Below are 16490 nucleotides of genomic sequence, written 5' to 3' on the forward strand. Positions count from 1 at the left end.
AACGTGCATTCCGGGTCGTTCTCGGCGCGATTCTGCAGCCGTGGTGGCACGCTCGCGAGCGGTCGATTCCGACTTGGGACTATTTATTCGCTGGCCGATGTTGCAACGGCCGGTAGTATGAACTATCCCGCCGGAGGTCGGCGGGGGTGCGAGGGGCTGAACGGTTTCGACTTCGCGCATCGAATCAAGGGAAGCGTGCCGGTGCAGGCAATTGACCACCGTAAGCGTCGTTGCAACCAATTAAGCGCCGATTCCAATCAGCGCGACTTCGCCCTCGCTGCCTAAGCGACGGTGAGTCTGTCAGACCGGGAGCGCCCTCGGCCCGGACCCTGGCATCATCTAGAGGGACCCACCGATACGTCCGGTCGCGGGACATATCGGGACATCAAACAGCGACTGGGATCGTCATCCTGACTTGTTCGCGTGATCAGGAGATCCGAGTAGAGACATAGCGAACTGCGCACGGAGAAGCCTCGAGGGAATGCCGTAGGACCCGGGTTCGATTCCCGGCAGCTCCACAACTGGAGAAGTGGGTCAGAGCAAAAGCTCTGGCCCACTTTCTCATTTCATGGCTTTCCACCGTACGAGTACTGGCCCGGTCGGTGGAGTTCGGCTGATCGCGATTTCGCCCTATTCAAACGTGCCCGTGTACTTACCGTTCTTGTACTGGTCAGTGTGCACCACGCCGCTGGAGTCTTTGTAGATGCAATCCGAGTACCTATTGCCGTCCGGTCCTACGCCCGTCGAGTACGTGCCTCCCGCGGACTTGCATTCGGACTTGATGGTGCCCTCGGGAAGTGCGCTGGCAAGGGGGCTTGCCCCGAACGCGATGCCCGTCATGAACGCAGCTGCGGCAACGCCGAGACCGATTCGAGTCACGATGGTGGAAGTCATGGAATTCTCCTTGTCTTGGCCCTAAAGGTGAGCCGGTTGCTGGAGATCGTATGAAGGCTGCGGTGTCGCCTGATATCCCTTTGGGAGCCACAATTTTCAGTCCACGTGGATAGGTAAGGCTTGCCCCGAGGTAAGGGTGCACCGCCAACGCCGACTACTTCAGCGGGCCTGCAACGTGATCTCGGAGATCTCCGTCCGGCTCTGGCCGTCGGTGGTGCCCAACGTGCTGATCCACACCAGCACATTCGAGGTCTCGGCCGCGTCATCGACGTTGATGCGGTTCTCGCCCGGCTGCAGGGTCGTCGCCGGGGTCAGTTCCGTGGTGTCGGCCAGCGAGGCCGGCGTCTCGGTGGGCGACGAACGGATCTGCACTTCGGTTCCCGTGCTGGACAAGTCGATGGTGACAGCACTCAGCGCCGCCGGTTCGGACAGGTGCAGCATCAGTCCCTGTCCCTCGATGAAGTTCGGGAACGGGACCGCGTCCCTGTAGGTGACGGTGGACCAGGACGTGTCGGGGTCACCGTCGATCGCCAGTTCGGCTTCCTGCGGATTGTCCGGAGCGCTGTCGGGCGCGAACACCGTGACGCTCTCCGGTGTGAGGATCGGGCCCGGGCGCGCCCATTGGCCGAACCCATCGGTGAACCACAGCACCGCACCCGCCGCCACCACGATCACACCGACGAGTGCGGCGACCACCGCCCACCGAGTGCGACTGCGTCGGGGTGCCGTTTCCGTTTCCCACCTCGCTGTAGTGCCGGGCGGAGACGACCGTCGCTGGGGAGGGGTAGCGGTCGGGAAGATGCCGACCTCGTCGGCGTCGAGGGTACGGCCGTCCCAGACACCACTGACCTCGACCTGGTCGCCCTCTGACAGTCGATCCGCTTCGAGTTCAGCGGATATATCGACCGGAACAGGGACAGGGAGGTTGTCGGTCGGGCTGTCAGGCACCAGGTGGAACGACAGGGTCCCTGGTTGGCCCGGCCGGCCGGACGCGCTGTGGGTGATGGCGCGCGCTGTCCCGTGAAGGGTCACACGCTCGAGACGCTGCGTGCCGAGGCGGCCTTCCGAAGCCGGTGAACCGGACTGCGGATGCTGTGGAGCGTCGAGGCGACGACCTGATTGCGCGAGGGCCTGGGTGAAGTCGAGACAACTGGGATATCGCTGGTCGGGCTCCTTGGCCAGCGCTCTGGCGAGGACGCCGTCGAGGTGTGCGAGATCGGGTCGGCGCTCCGATATCCGCGGCGGCGGAGTGCCCAGATGGTGACTGATGACAACCGCGCGATTGGCGTCCGGAAAGGGTGGCGCACCGGTCAGAAGATGAAAAATCGTGGCGGCCAACGCATATTGGTCGGCGCGGCCGTCGAGCGACTGGCCGCGTAGTTGCTCGGGCGCCATGTAGCTGACGGTTCCGATCGCGACGTTGTCGTCGGTGAGATTGCTGACGTCATCGAACCGGCGTGCGATGCCGAAGTCGGTCAGCAGCACCCGTCGTCGACGTCCATCCGATGCGGTCACGAGGACGTTCTCCGGCTTGACGTCACGATGGAGCAGGCGGTGCTCGTGGGCGAAGTCGAGCGCGTCGGCCACCGCCGCCGCGATCTCCCGGACATCGTGTTCCGGCATACCGCGCGGGTACGACTCTGTGATCAACCGGCCGGCGTCGATCCCGTCCACGAAGTCCATCGAGATCCACAACCGGCCGTTGTACTCACCTCGATCGAGAACGCCGACGATGTGGGGGTGTCGAAGAGTCGCGGCCAACTCGGCTTCGCGAACGAACCGTGCGCGAAACTCGGTGTCCGCCGTTGAGGTGGGTGACAAGATCTTGAGCGCGTCGTGACGAGGCAACCGCGGATGCTGGGCGAGGTAGACCTCACCCATCCCACCGGTGCCGAGTAACCGCTGGATCACGTACCCGGCGAATTCCTCGCCGTTGTTCAACGGCATGCCCGAAAGCCTACAAACCGGCTCCGGTACGGCTGAGTCCAGTAGGGCCGATCGCCCTGTCGACGCCTTCCACCTGCTCTCTTTTCGGACACAGACCACACCACGCCGGCCAAAGCCCGGACACCGTCCGAACAGCAGTGACACGATGCCGCGGTGAACTCAGGGGCGAATATCGGCGGGCTGACCGCCATGGGGACGTTGTGAGCCAGGAACCGAGGCGTCTCCTCGGGAAGTCGGCAGTGATCACCGGTGCGGCGTTCGGCATCGGCCGGGCGACGGCCGAGCTGTTCGCCCGCGAGGGCGCGCGGCTGACCCTGACCGACATTCAGGGCGAACCGCTGCTGGCGCTGGCCGATGAACTGCGGCACGCCGATGCGGAGGTCGAGACGGTCGTCGGCGACGTCTCGGTCGAGGAGGACGCACGACGGATGATCGGGGCGGCGGTCGACCGCTTCGGCAGGCTCGATGTGCTGGTGGCCAACGCCGGCATCATCCCGCTCGGCGATGTGAGGGAGATGACCGCCGACAGCTGGGACGAGGTGATGGGCATCGATGGGCGCGGCATGTTCCTCACGTGCAAGTTCGCGATCGAGGCGATGCTGCCGACCGGTGGAGGCGCCATCGTGTGTCTCTCCTCGATCTCCGGGCTGGCCGGGCAGAAGCGGCAGGCGGCCTATGGGCCCGCCAAGTTCGTCGCTACCGGCCTGACCATGCATCTGGCGGTCGAGTGGGCCGACCAGGGGATCAGGGTCAACGCCGTTGCCCCCGGAACGATCCGAACCGAACGGGTCAGGCGACTCCCCGACGAGCCGGGTGGCTCGGAATACCTGGCGGCCATCGAGGGGATGCACCCGATGGGCCGTCTCGGGGAACCGGCTGAAGTCGCCAGCGCCATCGTCTTCCTGGCCTCTGACGACGCCTCCTTCATCACCGGCGTGGTGCTGCCTGTCGACGGCGGATACCTCGCGCAGTAGCGCCCGTTCTCGGGTTCGCGAAGTCAGCCCTCGCCGCCGAGCTCGGTCCGGTCCCGCTCGTTCTCGCCGGCATCCTGGGCCATCACCGACTCGTCGAGCCACTTCTGGACATCACCGCCGAGGCGATCCGCGGACAGCTGGGCGAAGTCGAGCGCCTGAACGGCCATGGCTGCCAACACCTTCATGGCTCGTTCGCTGTGGTGGATCTCCACCATCAGTGTCTGGAGCGCTTCATAGTCTTCGGCGCACAACGCTGACAGATACCGACGGGCATCGGAGAACTCCCGATCGACGTGGGCCAACTTCCTTCGGAAGTCAGCGGGCGAGGGGAGGTCGTCGGGGTTGTGGGTCATGGGCTCTCTTTCGGTGGTGGGTTCGGCGGAGCAGGCAGTCGGCGACCAATTAGACCGCGTACCAACCGACGGGGGTGGCCTTTGCACATCACGTCAGCCGCCCCGCACCAGGACGAGCAGCGCACCGCCGGCGCCCATCGCGATCACCGCGGCCACCACCTGGTTGATCCGGATGCGACCACAGATCACGTCCGGCCGTTCGCGAAGCGGTTCGAGCAGGAAGCGGACCACGCCGTACCACGCGAGGACGGCCAATGCGCAGGTTCCTGGTGGAGAAGTGTCGGGCCACAGGCCGAGGAAGACCACGAGGCCGACGGCCCACGATGCCATTTCGAGAAACTGCACCGGAACGCGCCGCTTGCGCACCCCCCGGGTGTCGTGCAGGTGGATGCCGAACGCTGTGTCCGTTTGGCGTCCGGCGCAGCAGCCGTTGAACACACATCCCAGCCGGATCCAGAAGCCGCCCGCGAGCACGCCGATCGCCATCTGATCCCACAGTATTGCCGCCGGGATGTCCACCGCGGCTGCGGCCACATAGGACGCGGGCACAAAGGTCAGTAGGGCGCCGAAGACGCTCATGCCTCCTTCTGTGGTGAGCCACCATGCCTGCGGTGAGTTCGCTCTGAGGTACCCGGGCAGGTGGATGAGCAGGTGGTAGACCCGTGCGCCGATCAGCCCGGCGAGCGCGCAAACCATCGCCGCCAACCCGACGCGCAGCGGAGACAGTCCGGACGTGCCTGCCATCGCGGCTGTCGCGAGTGTGCCGATGCAGATACCTACGGCCAGAAAGGCTTTGTAGGAGTTGACGCGGCGCCCGGCGATGGTGAAGAACCGCGGAAAGCCGACCTGAGCAGGGCTGATCGCCGGCGCATTCATGTCATCCCCGCACCTCACCGATTGCCCGCAGCAGTTCGATGCCGATCCCGAACGCGCCGACCGCGAGCGCGACGTCGGCGAGGTTGAATGCGGGCCAGAACCGAAGGCACACATAGTCGGTGACCGAACCACGCAGTGAGCTCTCGACCATGTTGCTGAGCGAGCCGCCGAGCAGCACGCCGACGAACACAAGCAACGACGGTATCGCCGTGCCGGCAACCACCAGCACACAGGCGCAAACAGCCCAGAGCCACAGCGCTTTCGGTTGATGCACAGTCAACCGGTGCAACCACAAGCGTCCCGGCACCTGGCGAAGACTTCCGAACGGCCCCAACCGGACGCTGTCGAATCGGCTGTGACGAACCAGAAGCTTCACACCCTGATCGATCATCAGAACGACGAGTGTGATCAGGACCAGTTGCATGGTGTCAGCTACTCACGCCGACTGCCGATGCCCTGTCGTCATTCGGTGGTCCGTGTTCATGCGCCACCCCGAGCTGGATGTGGTCCACGCGTCCATCGGCGTCGATCGTGATCGTCGTTGGCCAGCACCGTATCCCGTACCGGCGGGCCATCCGCTGCTGATGGTCCTGCACGAGTGGGAACGACAGGCCGAGGCGACGGCGAACGTGATCAATCGACTCGCTCGTGGCGCCACCGTGGATTCCGACGATGAAGGGCACCTTGTGGTCTTCCCGATTGAGTCGTTGCAGGCGTTGCAGCTCCGCGAGGCAGGGCGCTGACCACGATTGCCAGAAGGTCAGGAGGATGCGGCGTCCACGCATGCGGTGCAGCGCGTAGTGGTGCCCACCGTCTTCGAATGTTGCGTCGATCGCGGTATCACCCGGTGAAACCGTCAGCCGAAGCGGGCGGAAGGACGCGGGTGCGGAAGGGGCCACGTACTTGTCCAGTACGGCAACGACTTCCGTCGGATCCGGCTCGCCTTCGCGGGTCCAGACGAACTCCCGCCTGGCATTGATCAGATACATGGACGGCAGGTTGGATACTCCGAATGTCTTTGTCCAGCCGTCCTCGTCGTCCTCGGTGAGATGCAGCCACGGAGCTCCGCTGCGAGGCAGTCCGAGTCTGTCTTCCACCTCGCGCCGAGTCGCCTCGAAGGTTCCGGCCGGTACGACAACCGTGACCGCTAGCGAAGAACTGCTGGGCACCGGGCCCAGCGCCTCGAGCAACGGATCAAGCGGACGGTCCCCGCGCCCATCGACGAAGTACACCAGCGTATTCGGTTGGATCCGGATGTCTCCCGGGACATTCGCCTGCACGCTGAGGTGGCCTGCGATGGCGTCCCTCATCGGGTTGTCGTCAGCGATGGCCGGTCTCCAGAACGGGACCGTGAGCGGACCCCACCACGGGGGGATGTCCAGCGCGAACTCAGGTTCCTGCACCTGGCAGGTGGTACCGCCCGCGATGCTGACCTGCTGCCCGGTCGGGGTGATCTGGGTCCCTTCGATGCGCAGGCAGACTTGGCTGACGCTGGTGAGTCCCGCGGGCTTGGGAAGGATGAAGCGATGTTCGTCGACCAACGTTCTTTCGACGCCTGACCAGATGCTGCTCGTCTCAGAGTGCTCCACCCAGGTCCAGACGAACCGATCGATGCCGCCGGCGGGAATCCAGCTTTGCAAGGCTGTGAACGCGGCGCCCCCGTGCGTCTCACCGATCTCGACGACCGGTGCGAGGCGGGCGAGGCTGCGGATGTCTCCTCGGACGACCACCCCGTCGACGGTGATGTTGATGGCCGTGAACGACGCTGTCGCGCCGGCGTCGAACGTGCGCACTCCCTTGTTGAGCGTGCCTCGTGCGTCGTCGAAAACTCTGCGGACCGCGTCACCGTTCGCGTCCAGCCCATTGTCGATCTCGACCCTGACGATGTTGGCTGCCCTGCTATGCGGGATGAACCACGACTTGTCCACGTCCGGTTCTCCCGCGCGTTGGAGAGTGATGGCCTGAGTGGTCGGGTTCAGCACCAGAACGACTCGCTGTGTGAAGCCGACGAACCCGTTCGGTGCCCACACCGTGTCCGTCACCGCCGCAACACGGCCCGCGATCTCGATCACGCCGTTTCGGAACGTCAACGACGGCCCGGAACTGAAGTGCAGGCGGTACTCCACAGAGGCTGAGCCACCAAAAATGCTGCTGATGGTGAACTTGATCGGTGGTCGGTCGGTGATCGCCTGGCGGATCGCGTCGATGTCGACGAGGGTACGGACGTGTTCCTCACTGACCGCGAAGCCGAATCCGCTTGAACCGATGAAGGATTGAGTGAGACTGTGAAGGCCGTTGGCAGGCGCGGCAGCACCTGCCAGTTGTAGGGGTAGGGCGACGACCTGGTGCGGGACGGATCCGAGTCCCTTGAACTCGGTGAATACGAAGTCGTCGGGCAAGTCCACCGGGAGCAGGGACACGCTTTCGCGCAGGAACTTGCGGACCTCGGCGGCGACTCGGCTCGCGGCAGCCGCCGTCAACCCGCTTCCGGAAGCAGGGATGAAGTCGATTTCGGCGTCCTGGGCCGAGGGCTGGATGATGAGCCGGCGTCCGGTCCCATGGGGTGTCTGACGGACATCGAACGTGGCGCGCAGCTCGCCGTGCACGGCGGGAGGTAACTCGGTGGTACCCGGATCCGGGTAGTACTGCGCCCGCACGTCCGCGTGAATGACGACCGCGGTCGACGAGCCGGGCGGCACCGTGACGGTGATGGCGGACACCTGGAGCTTGGCTCTGCCGCGGACCACATCCGGGGGAAGCTCGATCTCCCAGTCCTGATCGAAGCCTGCGAAGGCGTCTGTGAACATCGTCGACGCACCAGGGGGTGCGGTGGCGGTCACCAGAGAGCGAACGTCCGCCATTCCATGGCCGGGAGCGGCCTTCTGGTAGGCGACCACCCAATCGCCGAATGCACCGACCTCCGGGTGTCTGCGGGGAGGGTCGCCGATACGGGTGGTCGCGCTGTGGAGGAGCTTCAACGCGGCGTCGTGGCCACCGTTCTGGTGCAGGGTGCCCAGGAGGCCGTTGAGCTGTCGCATGGCAATCTGCACCACTGCGGTGTAGTCGCCGGTGAGAGGGTTGGACATGGCTGATCGCTACGAGATCGGCGTGAGTCGCACGGCCAGGCCGGCGTAGTCGACACCGCCGACTCGGGTCGCGGTGAACGGAACCGACGCGGCTCCCGGCGCATCTCCTGTCACGAAGGCGAAGTCATCGGCCACCCCGTCCACACGTAGGGTCTGGCTGTATCCGGTGATCGGCCCCGAGTCCGTGGTGAACATCTGAACGACCACCTCGTTCACGGCCGCAATGACATCCTGCGACAGCGAGGTGCCCGCTTCGGTGCCGAAATCTGTTGATACGGAACCGAATGCGGACACCGCGGTGTAGGAGAGGGAGCATGCCTGCACATTGATCTCCGCGGCGCCGGGCCGTCCGACCGACAGCGACACCGTCTGCGGCCCTGTCGGGGGATTGAGCAGACCGAAGAGTTCGTGAAAGACGAAGGTGCCGTTTATCGAGGTGAGCGGCACATTGTTGAGGCCGACAGCGCCGAGCGAGGTCATGGGTGTTCCGCCGAAGGTCGCCGTGCGCGTCGGCGTCCCACTCGGCGGGAGGAAGCCGCCGCGGTGCGCCCACTGCAAGCCCACCACGACGGCACTCGAATCGTCGGATGCCGTGTGCGACCAGGTGGCGCTCGCGGAGGCGGTGCCCGAAACGGGGGCGCCGACCCCCTTGGCGTCGAAGGCGGGCGGGCCGAGCGTGGTGGCGCTGACCGGCGCAGAGGGCAAGGACATGTCACCGTCGGCGAAAACGGCACGGGCCGTGTACTGATATGTCCTCGCCGGATTCAATCCGGCACGGTCGTCGTGGCCGGCGGGTGAGGCCGGCACGCTGAAGGTGTACGGCGGTCCGACGAGGTCGACTTCGATCCGTTCGAATTCGATACGGGTGGCGGTGGGGTCGATCATCCAAGCGAGCGTGATGGTGCCCAGACTCGTCCCTGTGGCCGAATCGATGACGGGCGCTGGTCGGAGCTCATCCAGGCGATCGAGCCCGAAAACCTGATCGCACCCGGCGAAACCGACGAGGAGAACCACCGGCACCACGATGGCCGGAACAAGAACCGCCAGAAACAACCATTCGGTCATCAGCCTTCACAGCATATTCCGAGGTGGTCGTCGGCGTGGGGAGTCGGCGAATCAGTGCATCAGGACATCGGACACACCACGCGCGCGTATTACGCCGCGGCGGTCTCGGTGTTCCTGCCCCGCCCGAAGAGGCTGAAGTTGTTGGGCAACGAAAGTCGGAACACCTTCTTCCACGCCGAGGCAACCTGGTTGGGAAGCGATCCGCTGGTGTAGGTCAGGCCGTAGCGCTCGAACAGGTCCTGCACCTTGGGTGCGATCTCCTGGTAGCGGTTGCTGGGCAGGTCGGGGAACAGGTGGTGCTCGATCTGGAACGACAGGTTGCCGGTCATGAAGTGCAGTACTGAACTGCCGGAAATGTTTGCCGATCCCAGCATTTGGCGCAGGTACCACTCGCCGCGGGTCTCGCCGTCGATGGAGCTCTTCTCGAACGTCTGCACACCTTCGGGGAAGTGTCCGCACATGATCACCGAGTGCGTCCACAGATTGCGGACCAGGTTGGCCGTCACGTTCGCGGTGAGGGTGGGCAGCGCCGACGGGCCCGACATCAGCGGGTGCAGAAGGTAATCGCGGGTCGCATGCTTGCGAATCTTCGCGACGACCTGCTTGGCATTGCGGCGGAACTCGTCTTTGTCGGTCCGTCCCTTCAGGAACTTGCCGATCTCGAGGTCGTAGGCGGCGATGCCGTACTGGAACATGCAGGCGTTGATGGCATTCCACAGCGGCTGCGCCAGGTAGAACGGCATCCACTTCTGGTCTTCGTCGACGCGCATGATGCCGTAGCCGAGGTCGTGATCCTTGCCGAGCACATTCGTGTAGGTGTGGTGCACCTCGTTGTGCGAGTGCTTCCACATGTCCGACGGGGAGGCGTTGTCCCACTCCCATGTCGTCGAGTGGATCTTGGAGTCGCGCATCCAGTCCCACTGGCCGTGCATGACGTTGTGGCCGATCTCCATGTTCTCGACGATCTTCGATACCGACAGGCCCGCGGTGCCGACGATCCAGGCGGGCGGGAACAGCGAGAACAGCAGCACGGCACGGCTGCTCAGTTCGAGCTTGCGCTGGCCGTCGATGACCTTGCGGATGTAGGCGGCGTCGCGTTCGCCGCGTTCGGAGATGATCTGCTCACGGATGGCGTCCAGTTCGAGGCCGATGTTCGTGATGTCGTCGTCGGTGAGGTGGGCGGCCGGGCCGGTTCTGGTTTCGGTTGTCGGCTCGAGGGTGGAAACAGTCATGTCGAATCTCCTTGACTACAGCTCGATTTCGCAGGTGCCCGCGGCGGCGGAGACGCAGGTTTGGATCTGGACGTTGTCGCCCGGCGAGGCGGTGGTGATGTCGCCGGTGCGGAGGTCACGTACCGCGCCCTGGCGCAGCGGAGCGACGCAGCCGAAGCAGATGCCCATTCGGCAACCCGAGGGCATCAGCACGCCTGCGGCCTCGCCGGTGTCGAGCAGGGTCTGGGATGCTTCCGCATCTACGGTGGTTCCGGACTTCGCGAAGGTCACGGCGCCGACGTCGCCCGCGGTGATCATCGTCGGGCGAAAGCGCTCGGTGTGCAGTTGGTCGGCGATTCCGGCAGCGTCCCAGCGGGCTTCGAGGGCGTCGAGCATCCCGGCGGGTCCGCAGGCCCACGTCTGGCGGGTGGCGAAGTCGTCGACGAGGTCGGCGAGGGTCTCCATGTCGAGCACCCCGTCGGTGTCGGTATGCCTCTCCACCAGTCGGATCCGGCCTCGGCGCGCCATCGTCCGGAGTTCTTCGCCGAAGATCACGTCACCCGCGGTGGGTGCGGAGTGCACGACTGTGACGTCGCGGTGCTGATCGGTCATGTTGCGGAGCATCCCCATCACCGGGGTGACACCGCTGCCCGCGGTGACGAAGAGGATCTTTGCCGGCTCGTGCCCTTCGAGGGTGAATTCGCCTGCGGGCTGGTCCAGTTGGATGACAGTGCCGACGGTGGCGCGACCGACCAGATGGTTGCTCACGGTGCCGCCCGGGATCGCCTTCACGGTGATGGTGATGCAGTCGTCGGGCCTGGAGGTCTGCGAGGTCAGCGAGTAGGCCCGCCACTGGCGGACTCCGTCGACGTCGATCCCGATCCGCACGTACTGGCCGGGGGTGTGACCGCGCCAACCGCGGCCGGGCTTGATCACCACGGTGACGGCATCGCGGGTCTCGGGGTGGAGCGCGACGATGCGGCCACGGAGATCGGCGCCGGAGCGCAGCGGATCGATGACGTCGAGGTAATCAGCGGGCACCAAGGGGGTGGTCACCCGCTCCGCGAGCTTCATCACGCGCGCCCGCAGCACACCGAGCGAGGTCGTGCGGGGTGCTGTTGTGGTCATGACTCCACTGTGACTGAGAGAGAGGTATAAACTCTTGGACTCTAGGCGTGAAGAAGTCGCACGAATTTGTTCGGAGGAGACAGTTATTTCAGAACCGGAGCTCCGCTTCACCGGACTCGACCTATCCGAGGACGTCGCGTCGGCGTTGCTGGCGGTGTTGCCGAGCATGGCGGAACGCACCGTGGCCGCGGTGACCGGAGAGGTGCCCAGTTACGCCGGAGCTTTCAGCGGTCGCATGGGTGCCAACATCGAGAACGCGGTGCAGATGGCGCTCGGCGGCTTTCTGCGGCTGGCGGTCCGCGCGCAGGACTCCGATGCCACGGCGACGCTGAGTCCGGCACTGGACGGCGCCTACGAACTGGGACGCGGCGAGGCGCGTCAGGGCCGGTCCATGGATGCGCTGCTCTCGGCGTACCGCGTCGGCGCTCGGGTGGCCTGGCGCGAGCTGTCGTCGACGGCCGTCGGCGCCGGCGTGCCGGCGGACACCGTGGCCCGGTTCGCAGAGTTGGTCTTCGCGTTCATCGACGAACTGTCGGCGTCCAGCGTCGCCGGCCACGCCGATCAGTTGGCCACCACCGGGCGGGTGCGCGAACGCTATCTCGAACGGTTGGCCAGGCAGCTGCTCGACGGTGAGCCCGCCGAGGTCTTGCACGACAGCGCGGACAAAGCCGATTGGCACTCTCCGGCCACCCTGACCGCGGTGGTGCTCGCGGTGTCGCAAACCCGCGGCTTGGCCGCTCGATTCGGCGCATCCACGCTGCAGCTCAACGAAGACCTGCCGGGGATCAGCCCGTCGGAGTCGTTGGCGGTGTTGCTCGTGCCGGATCTGGACGACCGGCATCGCGCTCAGTTGCGTTCGGCCCTGCAGGGCCGACGAGCATTGGTGGGACCGGCTCGGCCGTGGATGCTGGTCCGGTCGTCGTATCAACGAGCCCTGCGGGCACGGGAGCTGACGGTGGCCGGCGATGCCACTGTCGAGGTCATCGACACCGACGATCACCTGGTCGAACTCGTCCTGACCGCCGATCGGGAAGCTGCCGACGATCTGCGCCGGCACGCGTTGGCGCCGTTGTCCGGTCTGCGGCCCAACACCGCCGAACGGTTGGCCGAGACCCTGAGGTCGTGGCTGCTGCACCGAGGCCAGCGCGAGTTGGTCGCTGCGGACCTGTTCGTCCACCCGCAGACGGTGCGCTACCGGATGACCCAGCTGCGGGAGCTGTTCGGCGACCGGCTCAACGACCCGAAGACGGTGATGGAGCTCACCGTCGCGCTGTCGGTCCCGAACGCGAAGGTGCAGTCGACCGACGGCGCGACGGATTGAACCCGGCTATTGCGGGACCTTCTTGGCGTCCTGCTCCGCGGCGTGGTCGTCGATGGCCTTGCCGATCGCGTGCGCAGCACGGTCGACGAACTCGGTTCCGTGCCCGGTCACCCAGTCGCGTGACGCGGTCGGCGGCGCAAGCTGGCCGGTGAAGTGCGGCATCACGTACTGCGCGAACAACTCGTAGCTGTGGAGTTTCGCCGCCGGCGGCGCCCAGTCGTGGTCGAACAGCAGGAAGGCCCCGAACCCGCCGTTGCTGGCCTCGACGAGCTCGGAGATCTTGGCCACCGCGTCCTCGGGCGTGCCGATCACCGCGAAGCCGGACTCCCGGTTGTTGGCGATGATCTCGGCCGCGGTGTCACCCTGAACCGGGCCCGCGGGCAGGATGTGGGTGAAATACCTTGAGAATTCCGCGATTCCATACTCGACGTCGCGCTCGGCCTGCTCGCGGGTATCGGCGAGGTGCATCGGGCCGACCAGCCGCCACTTCGAGCGGTCGGCGACGTGGCCGTGCTCGAGCGCGACCTCCTCCCAGGTCGCCCAGTGCTGGGCGAGCAGGTCCATGCCCTGCTTGGCGGTGGCGGCGATCGACAGCATGCCGACGCCGTGTCTCCCGGCCCCCCGCGGACCCGTAGGGGAGAACGATGCCGCCACCGCGACGTCGAAGCACGGATCGCTGTACGGCTTCAGCTGCAATCGGGCGTCCTGCAGGGTGAACCCGTCGGTGTGCATGGTGACGGTCTCGCCGCGCAGCAGCCGCATGATCGCGTCGAGGCTCTGCTCCATCCGGGGTCGTTGCTGATCGGCCGGAATGCCGAGCATGTGGGCGTCCGAGGTGAGCTGGCCCGGGCCGCAGCCCAGCATGGCGCGGCCGCGGGTGAGGTGGTCGAGCAGGACCATCCGATCGGCGAGCATCAACGGGTTGTGATACGGCAGTGAGCTGACGCCCGTCCCCAGCTTGATGTGCTTGGTGCGTTCGGCGGCGACGGCGATGACGACCTCGGGGGAGGCGATGATCTCGAACCCGGCGGAGTGGTGCTCGCCGATCCACGCCTCGGCGAATCCGAGGCGGTCCATCATCACGATCAGGTCGAGGTCCCGCTCGATGGCGAGGGTCGGGTTCTGCCCGACCGGATGAAAGGGAGCCATGAAGTTTCCGAAGCGCATTCGCACATTGTGTCCGCAAGCGAGCAGTTCTTGGCCGTCTTTCGGGGAGCGTGGAATCCGCCGGGAGGGTTTTCCCACCGAGTTCCTCTACTTTGGGGGTGATCGATCCTGAAGGCCGACGGCGTTTCCGTATGCGGTCAGGTGGCAATACGGCCATGATCGCGTTGCGGCTGCTGCGTGCGCACTGCAAGAACTGAGAAGGAGAGGCCCATGTCGGAGTTGGAGGACTTCGGTGACGAGGAGGCTCCCGACCCGGTCGAGCCGACGTTCGCCGAACACCTTCATCCCGCGCGTCCGCGGACGCTGCGGTACCGGCCGCGGGTCAAAGCGCCGTTCGCCCGCCGGTCCATCACGCAGGACGGGCCCGCCAACGGCAACAATCCCGCCTACGTGGAGTGGCTGCGCGCCCAATCGATGCTCGCCGACGCCAACGAGATCAGCCAGCAGTTCTCCGGTCAGGGATCGATGTGGCAGAACCCGTTCGCCACACCGAACCCGCGCGCCGCGGTGGACACCGCGTCGGTGTGGTTCACGGCCTACCCGTTGTCGCTGATCACCCGGCCGGACGAATCGTTTCTCAAGGCCATGGCCAACGAGGACATGTGGCAGGCCTTCGCCGAGATCGGCATCGAGGCGGTCCACACCGGTCCGGTGAAGCGGGCCGGCGGGATCTCGGGCTGGCAGCACACGCCGAGCGTGGACGGACACTTCGACCGGATCAGCACCCAGATCGACCCGGCGTTCGGAACCGAAGAGGAGTTCCGCCAGATGTGTTCCACCGCAACCTGGTACGGCGGAACCATCATCGACGACATCGTGCCCGGTCACACGGGTAAGGGCGCCGACTTCCGGCTCGCCGAGATGAAGTATGCCGACTACCCGGGCATTTATCACATGGTCGAGATCGACCCGCGTGACTGGCACGAACTGCCCGAGGTGCCCGGCAGCACGGACTCGGTGAACATCGACGCGGCGACCGAGGAGTGGCTGGACAAGGCGGGCTACATCATCGGGCGCCTGCAGCGGGTCATCTTCTACGCCGAGGGCGTCAAGGAGACGAACTGGAGTGTCACCCGAGCCGTCACCGGCATCGACGGGGTCGCGCGGCGGTGGGTGTATCTGCACTACTTCAAGGACGGTCAGCCGTCGATCAACTGGCTGGATCCTTCGTTCGCCGGGATGCGGATGGTCATCGGCGACGCCCTGCACTCGTTGGCCGATCTCGGCACCGGGGCGCTGCGGCTGGACGCCAACGGTTTCCTGGGGGTCGAGAAAGCCGCATCCGAGGGCAGCACCGCGTGGTCCGAGGGCCATCCTCTCTCGGAGGCCGCCAACCACCTCATCGCGAGCATGGTGCGCAAAGTGGGCGGCTTCACGTTCCAGGAACTGAATCTCACCATCGACGACATCCGTCAGATCGGTGAGGCGGGCGCGGACCTCTCGTATGACTTCGTCAATCGTCCCGCCTACCATCACGCGCTCGCCACCGCCGACACCGAGTTCCTCCGGTTGACGCTGCGCACCACGCTCGAGTTGGGTGTCGACCCGGCGTCGCTGGTGCACGCCCTGCAGAACCACGACGAACTGACCTACGAGTTGCTCCACTGGGAGAACGGTCACCGCGACGACATCTACAGCTACAAGGGCGCGGAGCTCACCGGTGAGCAGATCGCCGCCTCGGTTCGCGGCGAACTCACGGACCAGTTGACCGGGGCGAACGCGCCCTACAACCGGGTCTTCACCACCAACGGCATCGCCTGCACGACGGCGACGGTCGTCGCTGCGGCGCTGGGCGTCCGTGACCTCGACACCATTGACGACATCGACCTGATCCGGCGCGCGCATCTGCTGCTGGCGATGTTCAACGCCCTGCAGCCAGGGGTGTTCGCGCTGTCCGGCTGGGATCTGTGCGGGATGCTGACGCTTCCCACGGGCAAGGTGTCCGAACTAATCTCCGGCGGTGACACCCGTTGGATCAACCGGGCCGCGCACGACCTGATGGGTACCAACCCGCAGGCCCAGCAGTCCAGTGCCGGTATGCCGCGCGGCCGGAGCCTCTACGGTTCGATCCCCGAGCAGCTCGCCGACGACACCAGCTTCGTCCGACAGTTGCAAGCGATCCTGAAGGTCAGATCCCACTACGGGATCGCGACCAGCCGCCAGCTCGACATCCCCGAGGTGTCCCACCGGGGCATGCTGGTCCTCGTCCATGAGCTCGAAGGGGAGGGACGGTTGCAGTTGACCGTGCTGAACTTCGCCAACGAGCCCAGTGCGGGCACAGTCCGGTCAGACCATCTGCCCCCTGGCGCACGGGTGTCGGACATGTTCACCGGCACCGAACTGGCCACCGTTGACGACCTGCACAGTTTTGCCGTCGAGTTGACGCCGCTGCACGGCATGTCCCTGCTGGTGGAGACTGAGGTCGAGGAGCCCGGGGATCCGGTCGCTGATTCCTGAAAACTGTTCGC

13 protein-coding genes and 1 other RNA gene are annotated in these 16490 nt (G+C 65.6%); 4 read left to right on the top strand and 10 right to left on the bottom strand.

Annotated features, from left to right (window positions below):
• Nucleotides 1-152 precede the first annotated feature (152 nt).
• Nucleotides 153-521: a transfer-messenger RNA gene (gene ssrA / locus ABDC78_RS09045) on the top strand.
• Between the two features lie 109 nt (nt 522-630).
• On the opposite strand, the gene ABDC78_RS09050 is transcribed toward ssrA, so the two are convergent.
• On the bottom strand, nt 631-894 hold the full coding sequence (locus tag ABDC78_RS09050; RefSeq protein WP_178357510.1) for a hypothetical protein: 264 nt from the start codon (nt 892-894) through the stop codon (nt 631-633).
• A 159-nt stretch (nt 895-1053) separates the two neighbouring features.
• Nucleotides 1054-2841 (bottom strand): serine/threonine-protein kinase, encoded by a 1788-nt coding sequence (locus ABDC78_RS09055; protein ID WP_178357511.1) that lies wholly within the window; start codon nt 2839-2841, stop codon nt 1054-1056.
• Between the two features lie 200 nt (nt 2842-3041).
• On the opposite strand from ABDC78_RS09055, the gene ABDC78_RS09060 reads away from it, so the two are divergent.
• Nucleotides 3042-3815 (top strand): SDR family NAD(P)-dependent oxidoreductase, encoded by a 774-nt coding sequence (locus ABDC78_RS09060; RefSeq protein WP_178357512.1) that lies wholly within the window; start codon nt 3042-3044, stop codon nt 3813-3815.
• Nucleotides 3816-3838: 23 nt separating this feature from the next.
• On the opposite strand, the gene ABDC78_RS09065 is transcribed toward ABDC78_RS09060, so the two are convergent.
• From ABDC78_RS09065 to ABDC78_RS09095, 7 genes are all read right to left on the bottom strand, one after another.
• Nucleotides 3839-4168 (bottom strand): hypothetical protein, encoded by a 330-nt coding sequence (locus ABDC78_RS09065; RefSeq protein WP_178357513.1) that lies wholly within the window; start codon nt 4166-4168, stop codon nt 3839-3841.
• Between the two features lie 93 nt (nt 4169-4261).
• Nucleotides 4262-5044 carry a prolipoprotein diacylglyceryl transferase family protein gene (locus ABDC78_RS09070; RefSeq protein ID WP_178357514.1) on the bottom strand — a complete coding sequence of 261 codons (783 nt, stop codon included), beginning with the start codon at nt 5042-5044 and terminating at the stop codon, nt 4262-4264.
• A gap of 1 nt (nt 5045) precedes the next feature.
• Nucleotides 5046-5468 carry a signal peptidase II gene (locus ABDC78_RS09075; protein ID WP_178357515.1) on the bottom strand — a complete coding sequence of 141 codons (423 nt, stop codon included), beginning with the start codon at nt 5466-5468 and terminating at the stop codon, nt 5046-5048.
• A 4-nt stretch (nt 5469-5472) separates the two neighbouring features.
• On the bottom strand, nt 5473-8130 hold the full coding sequence (locus tag ABDC78_RS09080) for a TlpA disulfide reductase family protein (RefSeq protein ID WP_178357516.1): 2658 nt from the start codon (nt 8128-8130) through the stop codon (nt 5473-5475).
• 9 nt (nt 8131-8139) lie between these two features.
• Nucleotides 8140-9195 carry a hypothetical protein gene (locus ABDC78_RS09085; RefSeq protein WP_178357517.1) on the bottom strand — a complete coding sequence of 352 codons (1056 nt, stop codon included), beginning with the start codon at nt 9193-9195 and terminating at the stop codon, nt 8140-8142.
• A gap of 89 nt (nt 9196-9284) precedes the next feature.
• A complete protein-coding gene (locus tag ABDC78_RS09090; RefSeq protein ID WP_178357518.1) occupies nt 9285-10427 on the bottom strand; it encodes an acyl-CoA desaturase in 1143 nt (380 codons plus the stop codon).
• A gap of 15 nt (nt 10428-10442) precedes the next feature.
• Nucleotides 10443-11534: a ferredoxin reductase gene (locus ABDC78_RS09095; RefSeq protein ID WP_178357519.1), complete on the bottom strand. Its 1092-nt coding sequence runs from the start codon at nt 11532-11534 to the stop codon at nt 10443-10445.
• 166 nt (nt 11535-11700) lie between these two features.
• Here ABDC78_RS09095 and ABDC78_RS09100 point away from each other — a divergent pair, with 166 nt between their 5' ends.
• Nucleotides 11701-12855: a PucR family transcriptional regulator gene (locus ABDC78_RS09100; protein ID WP_178357520.1), complete on the top strand. Its 1155-nt coding sequence runs from the start codon at nt 11701-11703 to the stop codon at nt 12853-12855.
• A 6-nt stretch (nt 12856-12861) separates the two neighbouring features.
• On the opposite strand, the gene ABDC78_RS09105 is transcribed toward ABDC78_RS09100, so the two are convergent.
• Nucleotides 12862-14022: an LLM class flavin-dependent oxidoreductase gene (locus ABDC78_RS09105; protein ID WP_178357521.1), complete on the bottom strand. Its 1161-nt coding sequence runs from the start codon at nt 14020-14022 to the stop codon at nt 12862-12864.
• 210 nt (nt 14023-14232) lie between these two features.
• On the opposite strand from ABDC78_RS09105, the gene treS reads away from it, so the two are divergent.
• A complete protein-coding gene (gene treS, locus ABDC78_RS09110) occupies nt 14233-16479 on the top strand; it encodes a maltose alpha-D-glucosyltransferase (protein WP_178357522.1) in 2247 nt (748 codons plus the stop codon).
• The last annotated feature ends 11 nt before the right edge of the window (nt 16480-16490 follow it).

This window comes from Mycobacterium sp. DL (assembly GCF_039729195.1).
GTDB lineage: Bacteria > Actinomycetota > Actinomycetes > Mycobacteriales > Mycobacteriaceae > Mycobacterium > Mycobacterium hippocampi_A.